Source organism: Brucella pituitosa, assembly GCF_965577835.1.
GTDB lineage: Bacteria > Pseudomonadota > Alphaproteobacteria > Rhizobiales > Rhizobiaceae > Brucella > Brucella pituitosa.
On the sequence record NZ_OZ264092.1, the window covers coordinates 485724 to 501742 of the forward strand.

Consider the following 16019-nt stretch of genomic DNA (forward strand, 5'->3'; position numbering starts at 1 on the left):
AAAATGGTCCAGGTAACGAGCCCGGACCATTTTAGTTTATTCAACAGTTTCCTGCACAGCGTGCGCGGTGCCTTTGACATCACGTCCGACGCCACGCACCGTATTCGCGCAAGATGCTAGCGTGAAAGCACACAGAACGATGGCAACGGGGACAATACGGGATAACTTCATAACAGTCTCTCCATTGAGATGTTCAATTCAACCAAATATGCCTCCCAAACTACCTGACGCGCGCTGCCGGGCATTCTGGCGGTGAAGCCGTTAGTCGGCTGTCACATATGAAATCTAGAGCAGCTTTATTTGCTGGCAAGAGAGGGAATGAGTAAAACTTCCCAAGATTTTGCTTGCTCGCTCACGCATTACGAAAAGTATCGAAACGACCGCTACGCCGATAGGCTTCGAAGACAGTGCGCAAATGTTCAGCGACAACCTGAATATGCTGCCGCGCATCAGGCTTGATAATCATCCCAAGCTGATAACGCCCAAGCTGCGGGAGATCATGTTCCGCACCAAGAGCGACGATCCCTTCACCAAGCAAGGTTTTACCGAAAGGTGCTATGGCAAGATCAGCCATGATCGCAGCGCGCTGGCCTGTTGAATGAGAGCTCATATAGGCGATGCGGTAAGGACGTCCAGACTTCTCAAGAGCCTCCAGCGCATTTCCCCGCCAGGCGCAGCCCTCTTCCCATATTGAAAGTGGCAGCGGATCACGGCGATAGGCGGTGCCGCATTTAGCGCCCGCCCACACCAGCTCTTCATCGAGCAATATCTCAACATCGCCTTTGCTCGGGACCGTATGCGAGAGGTTTATAAGCGTCACATCCAGACGACGTTCATCCAATCGCTTACGTAAATTGCTGCTCTGATCGATCACCACATCAACAGTTACACCCGGATGGGTTTCAGCAAAGCGCTTCAAGACAAGAGGCAAAACGCATTCACCAATGTCATCCGGCGAACCGAGCCGAACCACGCCCGTAACGGTCGGGGCCACAAATTTTGCTACTGCTTCGCGATTGAGAGCGAGCAAACGCCGTGCATAGCCAAGCAGCACTTCGCCATCGCTGGTCAGTGTCACAGACCGGGCGTCGCGTTCAAAGACGGCGACACCGAGCTGCTCCTCAAGCTTCTTGATTTGCATCGAAACGGCTGAAGGCGTGCGAAACACCACATTTGCCGCCGCCGAAAAGCTACCCGTATCTGCAATGGCTGCAAATGTACGCAGCACATCAATATCGAGCATTGGCAGGGGATGCTGAACCGGCGCTGTCATAGTGGAATCCGCATTTTATTAGTTCAATTTTTCTGATGTTATACCTTTCTATATTTCATTTGATTGAACGTCAAGATGGTCGCAAGCTGTCAACATCGAGATCAGAGCATCTCAACTCAACCACTTGGTCTCACTTTTTGTCAGGAGAACGAAAATGAGCATTCAATGTGAAGCACTGAAAAGCGAATGCGGTTCGCGCCCAACGATAATCCCGTACTGGTTGCAAGATAAGATTACATCAGTAGTCTCGTATTATTCTTACTGGGCGTATCAGCGGCGCATCAAGAAAAGCCGCAGAATGCTGGAAGCTTTACCGGAGCATATCTTGCACGATATTGGCTGGCCTTGCGTGGATGATCGCCTCCCGGGCATCACCAGAAACCCAAAATAGTAACAATGCAAAAAGACAATTGAGGGCAGGATAAGCCCTGCCCTCAATTTAGCGACATATAGATGCCATTATACGGCAGGCATTTAGCCGCACTATTCAATCTGAAAGTTCTATGTCTCAATATGTCTGTCCTGTTTGCGTCATAGCCTACCCCCTATAAATCCGGGCTGTTGCAACAGGATAACCGGTCAAAATGCGACCGGATGACTGGGCCTGAATGAGGTCCCCATGTCATGACGGAGGCACAAAGCCTGAATTGCGTCGGGAACCGCAGTAAAGGCTTTCGAGAATGGGAACGATCAGGCTATGAATCAAGCTTCATCGATTAAGCGGTCTATTGTTTTTTTTCTGGTCCCTGACTTCTCGATGATCGCATTTGCGACAGCGATCGAACCGCTGCGCATTGCTAATCGAATGCTGGGTTATGAGGCCTATCGCTGGCGGCTCACCTCCACTGATGGCAAGCCGGTTAAAGCGTCAAATGGCGTGGAATGCGCGGTCAATGCGTCGCTGGAAGACGAGCGCCGCTTTCTGCAGCGCGAACAGCGCCCATCTATGGTGTTTGTCTGCTCCGGCGTCTATGTCGAAGACTTCCGCAACAAGTCCGTCTTTGCGTGGCTCCGCGAGGAATACAATCGCGGGGTCGCGGTTGGCGGTCTTTGTACCGGCGCGCATATTCTGGCGGCAGCAGGCCTTCTATCTGGCAAACGCTGTGCCATTCACTGGGAAAACCTGCCCGGTTTTTCGGAAGCCTTTCCAAAGGCGGAGGTTTATGCCGATCTCTTTGAGGTAGACAGCAACATCTACACCTGCGCAGGCGGCACGGCATCGCTTGATATGATGCTAAAGCTCATCGGCGACGACTTTGACGATAATCTGGTCAATCGAATTTGCGAACAGGCCCTCACCGACAGGGTTCGCAATCCACATGATCGTCAGCGTCTGCCATTACGCGCACGTCTCGGCATTCAGAACTCGAAGATACTCACCATCATCGAAATGATGGAGGCTAATCTTTCTGAACCAGAAGCACTCATCGACGTAGCCCATAATATTGGCCTGTCGCGTCGTCAGGTCGAACGTCTCTTCCGCCAGGAGATGGGGCGCTCGCCCGCGCGCTACTATCTCGAAATACGCCTCGACAGAGCGCGGCATCTGCTGCTGCAATCATCCATGCCAGTGGTCGAAGTGGCCGTCGCGTGTGGCTTCGTTTCCGCGTCGCATTTTTCCAAGTGCTATCGTGAGCTTTACGGGCGTTCGCCACAGCAGGAGCGCGCTGATCGTAAAATGCTCATCGCGGCTTAACCGCCATTTCTGCCTCACAAGCCGCATCTCTCACGATGCGGCTTTTCTTTTAAAATCATATCGATAAGCCTAACCCCTGAATCAAATCATCAGCTTGATACATGGTCAGACCATGCGCATACGCACCGACGTGCAGCAACCAATAAGCTTCGGTCGCCCCACGCCGTGATTATGTCGTAGAATGACAATTGTTGGTCCATGCCAATCACTATGATTCCATCAAATACAAAATGGGATCGCATAAAATGGCAGAGTTTCCTAAGAAGGCGAAAGTAGTCATTGTCGGGCTCGGCGGCATCGTTGGCGCGTCGGTCGTCCACCACCTGATTGAGCGTGGCTGGGACGATATTGTCGGTATCGATAAATCCGGCATCCCCACCGATATTGGCTCGACAGCGCACGCATCCGACTTCTGCTACGCCACCAGCCATGACTTCCTGTCGTGCTGGACGACGCTCTACTCCATCGATTTCTACGAAAAGATGGGCCATTACGCCCGCGTTGGCGGCATTGAAGTTGCCCGCGTCGGTGACGATTCCCGTATGGATGAGTTGAAGCGCAAAGTGGCGTCTGGGAAAGCCTTTGGCACCCGCGCCCGCCTGATGGAACCATCCGAGGTCAAAGAAAAGTTTCCGCTTATTGAAGAGAGCCTCGTTCAGGGCGGCTTGTGGGACCCAGATGCGGGTCTTGTCATCCCTCGCTCGCAGACGGTTGCTGGCAAGCTGATCGATCAGGCCGAAGCTGCAGGCAAACTGCAAAGCTTTGCCAATACCCCGGCGCAGTCGCTTGTTGTTGAGAACGGTCGCATCAAGGGAGTCGTCACCCATCGCGGTACGATAGAAGCGGATTATGTGGTCATTTGTGCGGGGCTATGGGGTCGTCTGATTGCCGAAATGGTTGGCGAAGACCTGCCGGTGATGCCAATTGACCATCCGTTGACATTCTTCGGCCCGTATAATGAATTTGCCGGAACCGGCAAGGAAATCGGCTGGCCGCTTCTGCGTGATCAGGGCAACTCGGCCTATATGCGCGACACCGGCGATCCGAAGACTGCTGAAGGCGGCCAGATCGAATGGGGTTACTACGAGGAAACCAATCCGCGCCTTTGCCATCCGCGTGATCTACTGGAGAAGCATGAAGCCCGTCTTTCACCATCCCAGCGCGATCTCGACATGGAACAGGTACTTGAGCCGCTCGAACGCGCCATCGAACTGACGCCGATCCTTGGTGAACTGGGCTACAATGAAAGCCACTCCTTCAATGGCTTTCTTCAGGTCACGACCGATGGTGGCCCATCCATGGGCGAAAGTCAGAAGGTGCGCGGGCTTTGGTATGCAGTTGCCATATGGGTCAAGGATGGCCCCGGCATGGGCAAGCTCATCGCCGATTGGATGACCGATGGCCGTACTTCCATCGACCACCATGCCATCGACTATTCGCGCTTCTATCCGCATCAGATGACTGAGCAGTTCATCTGGGATCGCTGCACTGAAACCGCGATGAAGGTCTATAACCCAGCAGTCCATCCGCGTGAGCCATTCTCCAAGGGCAGGAATATTCGCCGCTCGCCATTCTATGAACGCGAGAAGGAGCTAGGTGGCCATTTCATGGAGCTCGGCGGCTGGGAGCGCGCGCACGGTTATGCGGCCAACGAGCACCTGCTGGAAAAATATGGCGACCGCGTCCCGGTGCGTGAGAACGAATGGGACAACCGCCATTTCTGGCGCGTATCCAACGCCGAGCATCTGGCTCTGAGCGATGATTGCGGCATCATCAATCTCTCGCACTTCGCCATGTACGATATTGAAGGCCCAGATCATGTCGAGCTGATGGAATGGCTATGTGCTGCCAAGATCGGCGGCGATGCCAATATCGGAAAAGGCATCTACACCCACTTCCTCGACGATGAAGGCATGGTTCGTGCTGACTTCACCGCAATCCGCATGGCTGACCACATCCGTATGATCAACGGCGCTGATGCTGGTCCGCGCGATTTCCATTACATGCGCCGCGTAGCCGAAGATAAGGGCTTTGACGTCACCATCACCGATGTCACGGAAAAATACGTAACCATTGGCATCTGGGGACCAAATGCGCGCGACAATCTCAAGAAAGTCGTTGAAGATCCCGATGGTCTCAATGTCGAGAATTTTGCATTTGCAGCCATCAAGCCGATCCGTATTGCTGGCAAGGACGTGACAGCGTTCCGCATTTCGTATGTTGGCGAACAGGGCTGGGAATTGCATATGCGCTATGAGGATGGCCTGGCCATCTGGGATGCGCTGCGCTCGACTGGTGCTATTGCCGTGGGCGTCGAAACCTATGCGAATACGCGCCGCATGGAAAAGAGCCTGCGTCTCCAAAATGCGGACCTGCTCACCGAGTATAATCTGCTCGAAGCCGACCTCGCGCGCCCAAAGGTCAAGGAAGCGGATTTCTGCGGCAAGGCCAAACACCTTGAATATAAAGCTCGCGAGCACCAGCCAGCCATGCTCTGCACGCTGGTTATGAGCGAGAATGTCGATTCCAAAGGCGTCGCTCGTTATCCGGTTGGCATCCTGCCAGTTATGGATCCGGAAACCGGCGAAACATTGGTCGATGACCTCGGCCGCCGTTCGTTCACTTCGTCCATCGCTTACGGCCCGACAATCGGCAAAAACATCGCACTTGCTTATCTGCCTTGGTCCTATTGCCAGGAAGGTCGCAAGCTCAACGTGGAATATTTCGGCGAAACCTATCCGGTCGAAGTCGTATCAATTGGCTACAAGCCGCTTTACGATCCGGAAAACCTCAAGCCGCGCAGTTGATGACAGGCAACAAAAAGCCGGGGCGAACACCCCGGCTTTTCAATGTCACACAGTTGCTTACTGAATAGTCGCCTTGCCACCTGAAATCGTGATCGTTTCGTCACCCTTCAGCGCCTCACGATCACCGTTCGGGAATGTTACGAAGCAGCCACCATTGCAAAAGTCTACCGTCTCACCCGGTGCAACCAGCATTTCACGCTTGGAAGCGCCTTCGGTAACGACAATAGTCTGCGCTGCGCTGTCGTTATTGGCAACGGTTGCAGCATAAAGGCTCGGTATGGAGAACGAAATAGCGAGCATCGCACCAATCGCAACCTTGCCAGCATAATTGACCTGAGTTCTGTTCATATCGTTTCAGCGTTTCCGCCGCTCCCGCTACAAGCCTGATATTCGGCCCCATTGCTCCGAGACAGTGTGCCTGCCCCCTTTTCATGATCATTTATAAAGCTTCAAAACTGAACTGCAACTGAACGACATGTTCATAAATTACACCCGTTTATTCAGACCTTGTCATCATGTTCCGGCTTTTCAGCCTTTTCAGGCTCTGCTGGCTTTTCCTTCCGCGTTTTTGCTGCGCGGGAGACATCCTTATTAACCAGCTCCGAAAGCTTCTCGATTTCAGAAACACCAAGTACGAGATCGGTTGAGGACGAAGCGAGCTGGATACCTTCCGCGTGGAATCGCTCTACAATCTGGAATCGCAGCTCGTTTTTGATACCACCAGTCGATGTAATATCAGCAACATGCGCATAGACATCGAAAATCATCAGCGAGTCAGTCATGCTCTGAAACGCAACGAACGGCTCCGGATTCTTCAAGATCGACGGATGGCTGCGGATGATTTCAAGCAGCAAAGAGTGAACGCGACGCGGCTCATCCGTATAGGCTGCCTGCACATTGATATCGATGCGGCCAAGCTTGTTGCGAAGCGTCCAGTTACCGACATTGCCATTGATAAGCGTGGAATTGGGAACCACAATCGATTGCTTCTGAAACGTTTCGACCTCTGTCGCACGAACACTGATCTTTTTGACGATACCGCTGACGGTTCCCGCCTCAACCCAGTCACCAACCTTGAATGGCCGCTCAGCGAGCAGAATCAGACCGGAAACAAAGTTCTGGACGATATTCTGAAGACCAAAACCGATACCAAGTGACAGACCGCCGGCAATCAGTGCCAGGCTGGAAAGATTGAAACCTGCGGCAGATACCGCGACAAGTGCTGCAAGAACCAATCCGACATAGCCGATCACTGTGCGGATCGAATTGCGCACGCCTGAGTCGACGCGCCCGCGCGCCATGACGCTATTGTCGAGCCAGTTCTGGAACCAGCGCGTCATCAGATAAACAAGAACGAAAAGTGCGATACCCGTCAGTATCCCCATCAGCGAGATGGAAATATTTCCGATCTGGAAGCCCGTCATCAGATTGTAGAATGTGCTTTTCAGCTCCGACCACTGGAAACCGAACTGCATAAGCACAAGCGGTATGCCGACCAATGCCACGACAAAATTGATCAGAATGCCAACCGCAAGCCCGATCTGGTCGAGAGTCGCTTCATCAAAATGAAAGCGGTCACGCATCACGCGCCCAATCGGGCTGGAAGCGAAAGCCTGTTCTTCCGAAATCGCCCGTCCCGTCAGAAAGCCGAGATACATCGTGACAAGGAAGGCGCCGGTTACGACAATCTGCTGTGCCGCAAAACGTGCAAGACCGATAAAGCCGAAACCTGCCGCAAAGATCGGCAAAAGCCCGATAATAATCAGGAAAATCCGAAATGCTTTAGGCCAGGGACGGACGCCCTCTTCACCGTTTCTCTCAATGGGTTTCAACAACGCGATGATTAGTATCAAAACGCCGATTACTACGGTTGAGAGCAGGCTTTTCGCCATTGTCAGCGAAAGCGGTGAAGAAAGGATCTGATTGACTTTGCCGAAGAACGAGTCGAGCCCGTTGATCAGCGCCATACCCGTAATCAGCCAGACAAGAACCCGTCCCGGACGGGGGGCAACAGGCACCAGCCGCCACGCGGGCGTGTAAGGGCTGATACAGGCAAATGCTAGCCGGCTGATGAAGAAAACAATGCCCAGAACGATAAAGAGCGACTGTAAAAGCGCTGCAATATCGGGTCTTAAGACATTGAAGTAGTTAAGAAAGAAATATGTTGTGGCAAGGAAAACCCCAACCGCGCCCGATGGGATAGCTGTTGACCAGAAAGCCACGGACAAGCGGCTCAGATAGGACGGTGCTTCAATTGTCGGATCACGCTCATAAAGAGAACCGAGCATACGGCGCGCGCCAAGCTGGATGATCAGTGCTGCAACGAATGCGAAAAAGGCCGCTGCAAGAAACGAGTTCAGCTTGAAAGTGAAAACGAAGCGCCACCACGACTTCACGACACTCCATAGCGAAACCATCTGGTCGCCTGCGGCCGATGTCACTTCCGATCCAAGCGTCAGGTCGAGGCTGACGCGCTGTGACAGCGTCTGTGTGAACAAATCACGGCGCATATTGCCGATTCTTGCCGACATTTGATTGACTGAAAGCGATGCGTCTTCGGTTTCGCCAATGACCGCATTGATTTCTGCCTTTTCAGCAGCCAATCGCGCACGCTCTTCTGCGACAATAGTTGGCTCTGCCGGTTGATCGCCCGAAGGGGCTGCACCCAATTGTTCAAGGCGCGTGTTGATTTCGGTCAGACGCGGACGAAACGCTACACCGGCATCAAGCAGCTTCTTGGAAAGGCTATCAAGCTGCAGCTTGAGATTGGCCAGCGTTTCATCGCTGGTTGCAGACTTCTGCAACTGATCGTTGATGGTTTTGGTTTGTTGCTTGAGATCGTTGATAATCGGCTTTTGCTGCTGCACCACGCTTGATACGGGCGCGCTATTCGTAGCAGGTGCAGGAGCGGTAGGAACGGCCGTTCCCGCTGGCGCAGCTGGGGCTGGCGCCACTTGCGCGGCAGCAGGCTGAGCAGGTTTGCTATCCTGAGCAAACGAACTATCCAGCGCTCCAAGCGACACAGCAAAAGTGGTCATTGCAAATGCAATGGCGCGGAACGTCGGTAAATATGCCAATTTGAACTCTGCCAATTTCACGATCACTGTTTCAACATAAAGCGCGTTAAAGCGGAAACAACCCCTACAACATTGGTCTGAAAATCGAAATCGGTTTTATAATCGAGCGTGCCCAGACGAGGATGGATCTGTTTTCCCGCACCGGAGATTCAAAACCATGTTGACCCGCTTCATTCTCACCAACAAGCGAAACACGACAGAAATAGATTCCAATTTGTGAATCGATGCTGTAGGTGTCAACGCTAAGTACCGATAAGATGACGAACTTTTCCTATCGGGCTTTGCATAAAATCGAATAACTAGAGCGGGTTAGACCATTGGGAGAACCGCTCTGGCACTGGCTAATTTCTGCGGAACGACTGTAGAGGAAAGTCCGAGCGTTTTGATTAAGGGCATGAACAACAGGGATCAGCACACTGATCGTCATCGTCAGCATGGTTTCATGCTGTTTGTGACGTGCGTCCTGTCGTTTGCAGCCTTTATGTTTGCTGTGGACCTTTCTGCACTCGGTGACGAAGCCTGCCGCAACACACCTAAAAACATGGCCGCACAACAGGTCGCGGATGCACCTGCAATACCGGCTCGTCAGCAATCGACGCCTGCACCCCAGCCAATGCGCGCGGTCCTTGCCGAGGCAGTTGCTGCAAAAATCAAAGCGACTTATCCTGACGGAAATGGCGCTGGCCTTTCGGCATCGCCAAATGAACTGGCCTTCTTCGACACAAAGCATGTCGAAGCCGCAAGCGCCACCAGGTTTCTGAGGCTTTCGCGAAGCACTTATGCTTCGGTTCGTGCGCCACCATTGCGCGCCTGAAAGACCATCTTTGAGACTGGCACTGCCAGTCCTGAATCACTTACGAAGAAATGTGCTTTAAGCTTTTGTATTTGATACGAAATTTGAAGTACTCAATATCCGGAATTTCAACTCATGCGTACTTCTAAATGGGTCGCTGTGCTTTATGGCCTGATCGTTCTGATCGGTGTCATTATCGCCTTGCCCAACTTCTTCACACAGCAGCACCTCGACGCGTTGCCGTCATGGTTCCCCAAACGACAGGTTACGCTCGGTCTCGACTTGCGTGGCGGCTCTTATCTCGTTCTCGAAGTGGACGCGGCTACTCTCAAGAAAGATCGCCTGCGCTCCTTGCTCGATGACGCACGCAGCAAGCTGCGCACCGAGCGCATTCAGCCGCAATCAATCCGTGCTGTCGGTGATGCTGTTATTGTGAGCATCCCGGATGCCGATCAGCGTGCAAAGGCCGACATTGCGCTGCGCACTCTGATTTCGCAGGTCAATACCAGCGGCTTCGGTACAGCGATCAACGATATCGACGTCACTTCCAGTGACAATCAGATTCGTCTGACACTGACAGAAGCGGGCTTCAACTATCGTCTGGACTCGGCTCTTCAGCAGAGCCTTGAAATCATCCGCCAGCGTGTGGATCAGGTCGGCGTTGCCGAACCATCGATTCAGCGCGTCGGTTCCGATCGTATCGTTGTTCAGCTTCCTGGCCTTCAGGACCCGGCGCAGCTTCGTCAGCTTCTTGGAAGTACCGCGAAGATGAGCTTCCACATGGTAGCGGACGCCAATCCGAACGATACACCGCCTCCGGGTGTCAGCATCCTGCCGGATTCCAAAGATCCGAATATCAAATATCCTATTGAGGATCAGATCGCCCTCTCCGGCGAGCGCCTGACTGATGCCCGCGCTGGCTTTGATCAGCGTACCAATGAGCCAATCGTCTCGTTCCGTTTCGACAGCCTTGGCGCACGTCAGTTCGCGGATATTACGACCAAGAACGTCAATCGTCCTTTTGCTATCGTTCTTGACGGCAAGGTGCTGAGCGCACCGGTCATTCGTGAGCCAATCACGGGTGGTAACGGCCAGATCAGCGGCAGCTTCACAGTTCAGGACAGTGTTGTTCTTTCGGCACTCTTGCGCGCAGGCGCCCTGCCTGCCCCGCTAACCGTTATCGAAGAACGTACCGTTGGGCCGGATCTGGGCGGCGACGCCATCAAGATGGGTCTCGTTACAGGCATCATCGGCTTCGTTCTCGTAGCCGTCTTCATCCAGCTCCTTTATGGCGTATGGGGTACAATTGCCAACGTGGCACTTCTGCTCCACACCTTGTTGACCTTCGCAGCATTGAGCCTTATCGGAGCGACGCTTACATTGCCGGGTATCGCTGGTATCATTCTCGGTATCGGCATCGCGGTTGATGCGAATATTCTTATCAACGAACGTATCCGCGAAGAAACGCGAAGAGGCCTGGGCGCCATGGCCGCCCTCGACAAGGGCTTCCACGCGGCTTTCTCGACCATTGTGGATGCGAACGTTACCTCGCTGATCTCTACCCTGTTGCTCTTTACATTTGGTACAGGTCCGGTACGCGGTTTCGCGATCACCATGATGCTCGGTATTGCAATCTCCATGTTCACCGACGTCACACTCGTCCGCATGGCGATGGCCTGGTACGTTCGTAAGCGTAAGCTCAAAGTACTCATCATTGAGCCATTCCTGAAGTTCGTTCCAGAAAAGACGAATATCAGCTTCATGAACGCGCGCTTTATCGGCATTGGTGTTTCGATCGTTCTGTCGATCCTGTCGATTGGCCTGTTCTTCAAGCCGGGCCTCAATTATGGCATTGACTTCAAGGGCGGCATTCAGGCTGAAATCGTTACATCACAGCCTGCCGATCTGGGGCAATTGCGTGAGAAACTTGCTACATTGGGATTAGGTGAAGTTGCCCTCCAATCAGCAGGTAGCCCAAATGATGTTCTGATCCGTATCCAGCGTCAGGATGGTGGCGAGGAAGCGCAGACGGTTGCCGTCAACAAAATGCGCGAAGCCGTGACTGAGCTTGATGCTGGCGTAAAGATCGAACGCACAGAAGTAGTCGGACCGAAGGTTTCCGGCGAGCTTGCTCGCTCCGGCTTCATCGCCGTCGTGCTTTCGGCGCTCGGTATGCTCATCTATCTTTGGTGGCGCTTTGAGTGGTTCTTTGCGATGGGCGCGATCATCACGCTTATCCTCGACACTACAAAAATGGTTGGGTTCTTCGCGCTATTCCAGCTCGACTTCAACCTGACGGCCATCGCAGCACTTCTGACCGCTATCGGTTACTCGGTAAACGATAAGGTCGTTGTTTATGACCGCATGCGTGAAAACATGCGTCTTTATAAATCGAAGCCACTGCGCGAGATTGTCGATATGAGTATCAATCAGGTGCTCGTCCGCTGTATCTACACATCGGTCACGACATTCCTGTGTATGCTTCCAATGGCCATCTGGGGCGGCAGCGCCGTTCACAATTTTGCTGTGCCTATGCTGTTCGGTATCTTCATTGCGACCTCGTCGTCGATCTTCATTGCGGCACCTATCCTGCTTCTGTTGGGTAACTGGTGGCAGCACCGCCAGGAAGCGCACAAGGCGCTTGAAGACACTGCGGCAGCGCAGAAGTAATCTCATTGCCGGGCATGGTTTCGACCATGCCCGGCTTTCCATGACAATCTTATAAGACTGAAGAACGGGAAGGCACCCCTATGCCCCATGACACGCCTTTGATTGCGACAATCGTCATTGGGTTATGCCTAGCCTTCATTTTCGGCACCATTGCCACCCGTCTTAAAATCTCTCCCCTCGTCGGCTATCTGCTTGCTGGTGTCATTGCTGGTCCGCATACGCCCGGTTTCGTCGCCGATCAGGAACTCATTCTCCAACTGGCTGAAATCGGCGTTATTCTGCTGATGTTCGGCGTTGGTCTTCACTTCTCCCTTAAAGATCTTCTCTCAGTGAAAGCCATTGCGGTTCCCGGCGCGCTGGCGCAAATTGCGACAGCAGCAGCATTGGGCACAGCCCTTGGCCTGGCGCTTGGTTGGGATGTGAAAGCCGGGCTGGTTTTTGGTCTTGCACTCTCGACCGCAAGTACAGTGGTACTTTTGCGCGCGATGCAGGATCTTCGTCTCATCGATACTGAGCGGGGGCGCATCGCCGTTGGTTGGCTGATTGTCGAAGATCTGGCCATGGTCATGGCGCTGGTTCTTTTGCCTGCGCTTGCAAGCATCGGCGGCCAGACCGACCAGGCCGCAGCAAGCGATCCAATCGTCGCATGGCTCGGCCTCGGTATTGGCGGCATCATTCTTTTCACTATCGCAAAGGTGGCCGTTTTTGTGGCGCTTATGCTGGTGGTTGGACGCAAGGTAATTCCATGGGTCTTGAACGTCATCGTTCAGACTGGCTCACGCGAACTTTTCCGACTGGGTGTTCTTGCCATTGCGCTCGGTGTCGCGTTCGGTGCGGCCCATCTGTTTGGCGTATCTTTCGCACTTGGTGCATTTTTCGCAGGCATGGTTATGAGCGAGTCCGAGCTCAGTCATCGGGCTGCAGAAGAATCCCTGCCGCTGCGTGATGCTTTCGCGGTTCTGTTCTTCATTTCCGTGGGCATGTTGTTTGATCCGATGAGCCTCATCCGCGATCCCCTGCCCCTGATTGCAACCCTCGCCATCATTTTGGCTGGAAAATCAGTCGCTGCGTTTTTCATCGTCCGCGCTTTTCGCCGACCGGTCGGCACTGCTCTGACCATTTCGGCAAGCCTCGCACAGATCGGCGAGTTTTCGTTCATTCTGGCCGGACTCGGTGTCAGCCTCAATCTGCTACCACCCGAGGGTCGTGATTTGATTCTCGCTGGCGCAATCCTGTCCATCTTCCTCAATCCAGTCATGTTCATCGTCGCTGAACGGATGCGGCCATGGATCGAGAAGCGTATGGGTAACGACATTACCTCGGCAGAGTTGGGCGAAACGAATGTGGACGTATCTGAACCTGCACCGTTGCCGCTGACTGGTCTCAAACAACACACGATCATTGTCGGCTATGGCCAAATCGGCAAGCGTGTGGCCGCAAACCTTCAGGAAAAGCACATGCCTTTCCTCGTCATCGAAGATGCGCCCAAGATTTATTTCAGATTGAAAGAAATCGGCATTGAAGCTATTGCGGGTAATGCCTCTGATGCTGAAATATGGAAAGCAGCGAATCCTGAGGAAGCAATCAATCTTGTGATTGCTATACCAAATGCATTTGAAGCGGGACGTGCTACATCGCTCGCCCGCGCGGCGAACCCAGGCTTGCGCATCATTGTGCGTGCCTGTTCGCCGGCTGAAGCACAATATCTGCACGATCTTGGTGCAGATTCCGTCATTCTTGGCGAAGCGGAAATCGCGGGTGCCATGGAGAGAGCAATTAAAAATGAGAAGCGGAGCGAGAGCGTTCAGGCACCTCACGCACCATTCGAACCATCGGTTGAAGCTAAAGCAACCTGAAGGTTCAGAACGATAGAAGAGCAAAAGGGGAAAACATGCGAATTGAATGTGCGGTGGCCAGTTAATGAAATTCAAGGATTATATCTGGCCGGTAATAGGCATCTGCGCAGTCGTTATTTCGGCATGGCTTCTCTATCGGGAATTGCGCAGCATCTCTCTCGATGATGTTCTGGACAGTCTTTATGCGATCCGCGCTCATCATTGGTTGCTTGCAACCGCTGCAGCACTTCTCGCTTATAGCTCGCTTGCAGGCTACGACCGCATCGCGCTTCTTCACCTGCGCCGCAAAATATCCTGGCTCTTCATCGCACTTTGTTCGTTTACGACCTACGCATTGTCGCACAATATCGGTGCATCAGTCGTCTCCGGCGCTGTTGTCCGCTACCGCGCTTATTCCTCGCAAGGTATGCCGGGCAGTGAAATTGCAGTACTGATTGCCTTCTGCTCATTCACATTTATTCTTGGCGTGATCATAACCTCCAGCATTGTCCTATTGCTGGAACCGCATATTCTCATGCGTTTCAATGCCGATCTCACGCCGACGGTATCGATTGTCATTGCGCTGTTGATGCTGGCTTTCATTCTTCTCTATATATTCGGTAGCTGGTTACAGCTGCGCCCATTGCAGATCGGCAAGTTTCGTCTGGAATATCCGCGCCTGCCAGTTGTGACCCAACAGCTCATCGTGGCTCCCCTCGAACTTATCGGCGCTGCTGGCATTATTTACTTTGCGCTTCCGGAAGCAGGGAATCCCGGCTTCCTGATCATTCTCGGCATCTTTCTGGTTTCATTCTCGGCAGCTCTTATATCCCATGCACCGGGTGGGCTGGGCGTTCTTGAACTGGTGTTTCTAACCGGTCTGCCGGATATGGATCAGGCTGACGTTCTGGCGGCTCTTATTGTCTTCCGCCTGCTCTACCTTCTGATACCATTCGCCATATCGCTGATTGTGGTTCTGGTTTTCGAGAAGTCGCAATTCGTTCTCCGCTGGAACGACAAGCAAAAGAAATAGTGCCTGAGGGGCGGGTATAATTTTCACTTATCCGCCTCAAATTGAATTAATCTTCCTTAAAACGGCATCAAACAGCCCTTATCTTGGAAATTGCTTCGCATACCCTCCCGATGCAGAGCGAAACCAGCCTCCCAAGGCTTTTTCCAAGAGGAACTAACGCATGCCTGCGACATTGATCATCCCCGGTTACAAGGGATCGGAAGCAGGCCACTGGCAGCGCCAATGGTTGCATGACGATCCGTCAGCAGTGCTCGTCGAACAGGACGACTGGCACTATCCGGTGCTATCCGACTGGATGCACGCGCTCGAAGCCAAACTCGCCGAAAACCCCGGCGCAGTTCTGGTCGCCCACAGTCTTGGTTGTATTCTTGTATCGCATCTCGCAAGCCGCCCGGCTGCGGCTCACGTTGCAGGCGCTCTTCTGGTCGCACCAGCCGACGTTGAAACCATGGCCCGCAGAGACAGCCGCTTTGCGAGTTTCGCTCCCCTGCCGCGTCATGAGCTGGCTTTCCCGTCGATCGTCGTTGCAAGCCGCAATGACAATTACATGAGCTTCGCCAAGGCAGAAGCGCTCGCAAATGTCTGGGGTTCAGGCTTCGTTGATGTTGGCCATGCCGGACACATCAATGTGGAAAGCGGTTTCAGCCGCTGGCCGGAAGGCTCAATCCTCGCCTCTTCGCTTCACCGCGAGCCCATAACAAACACGCTCTCCCAAGCAGCGTGACCGCGAACCGCCCGTGACAACTAGAGCATTTCCAGCAAAAGTGCGAAGCGGTTTTGCGTCGGATAATGCTAAAAAACAAAGAGATAGAGCGTTTCTAATGATTCAAGAAAA

The 16019-nt window shown here is 53.2% G+C and carries 11 protein-coding genes; 7 read left to right on the forward strand and 4 right to left on the reverse strand.

Annotated elements, in window-relative coordinates:
• Positions 1 to 36: 36 nt before the first annotated feature.
• Together ACSME1_RS02385 and ACSME1_RS02390 are read right to left on the reverse strand one after the other, a co-directional pair.
• A complete protein-coding gene (locus ACSME1_RS02385) occupies positions 37 to 171 on the reverse strand; it encodes an entericidin A/B family lipoprotein (protein WP_007875604.1) in 135 nt (44 codons plus the stop codon).
• Between the two features lie 181 nt (positions 172 to 352).
• Complete coding sequence (locus ACSME1_RS02390) at positions 353 to 1273, reverse strand: LysR family transcriptional regulator (RefSeq protein ID WP_100558818.1); 921 nt, start codon at positions 1271 to 1273, stop codon at positions 353 to 355.
• 697 nt (positions 1274 to 1970) lie between these two features.
• Here ACSME1_RS02390 and ACSME1_RS02395 point away from each other — a divergent pair.
• Both ACSME1_RS02395 and ACSME1_RS02400 read left to right on the forward strand, forming a co-directional pair.
• Positions 1971 to 2969, forward strand: a complete 999-nt coding sequence (locus ACSME1_RS02395; RefSeq protein ID WP_024898911.1) for a GlxA family transcriptional regulator — start codon at positions 1971 to 1973, stop codon at positions 2967 to 2969.
• A gap of 245 nt (positions 2970 to 3214) precedes the next feature.
• Positions 3215 to 5776 carry a GcvT family protein gene (locus ACSME1_RS02400; protein WP_105706055.1) on the forward strand — a complete coding sequence of 854 codons (2562 nt, stop codon included), beginning with the start codon at positions 3215 to 3217 and terminating at the stop codon, positions 5774 to 5776.
• A 57-nt stretch (positions 5777 to 5833) separates the two neighbouring features.
• Here ACSME1_RS02400 and ACSME1_RS02405 read toward each other — a convergent pair whose 3' ends face one another.
• Both ACSME1_RS02405 and ACSME1_RS02410 read right to left on the reverse strand, forming a co-directional pair.
• Positions 5834 to 6124 carry a hypothetical protein gene (locus ACSME1_RS02405; protein ID WP_105705797.1) on the reverse strand — a complete coding sequence of 97 codons (291 nt, stop codon included), beginning with the start codon at positions 6122 to 6124 and terminating at the stop codon, positions 5834 to 5836.
• Positions 6125 to 6276: 152 nt separating this feature from the next.
• Entirely contained in the window at positions 6277 to 8814 is a 2538-nt protein-coding gene (locus ACSME1_RS02410) for a mechanosensitive ion channel family protein (RefSeq protein WP_051514855.1), read from the reverse strand.
• Positions 8815 to 9247: 433 nt separating this feature from the next.
• Between ACSME1_RS02410 and ACSME1_RS02415 the strand changes: the two genes are divergently transcribed.
• From ACSME1_RS02415 to ACSME1_RS02435, 5 genes are all read left to right on the forward strand, one after another.
• Positions 9248 to 9667, forward strand: a complete 420-nt coding sequence (locus ACSME1_RS02415; RefSeq protein ID WP_024898907.1) for a hypothetical protein — start codon at positions 9248 to 9250, stop codon at positions 9665 to 9667.
• Positions 9668 to 9781: 114 nt separating this feature from the next.
• Positions 9782 to 12316, forward strand: coding sequence for a protein translocase subunit SecD (secD, locus tag ACSME1_RS02420; RefSeq protein ID WP_024898906.1), 2535 nt, complete (start codon positions 9782 to 9784; stop codon positions 12314 to 12316).
• An 80-nt stretch (positions 12317 to 12396) separates the two neighbouring features.
• Positions 12397 to 14172, forward strand: a complete 1776-nt coding sequence (gene ybaL, locus ACSME1_RS02425; RefSeq protein ID WP_024898905.1) for a YbaL family putative K(+) efflux transporter — start codon at positions 12397 to 12399, stop codon at positions 14170 to 14172.
• Between the two features lie 64 nt (positions 14173 to 14236).
• Complete coding sequence (locus tag ACSME1_RS02430; protein WP_024898904.1) at positions 14237 to 15184, forward strand: lysylphosphatidylglycerol synthase domain-containing protein; 948 nt, start codon at positions 14237 to 14239, stop codon at positions 15182 to 15184.
• A 160-nt stretch (positions 15185 to 15344) separates the two neighbouring features.
• The gene (locus tag ACSME1_RS02435) at positions 15345 to 15908 is read left to right on the forward strand and encodes an alpha/beta hydrolase (protein WP_100558814.1); all 564 of its coding nucleotides are present in this window, start codon (positions 15345 to 15347) and stop codon (positions 15906 to 15908) included.
• Positions 15909 to 16019 lie beyond the last annotated feature (111 nt).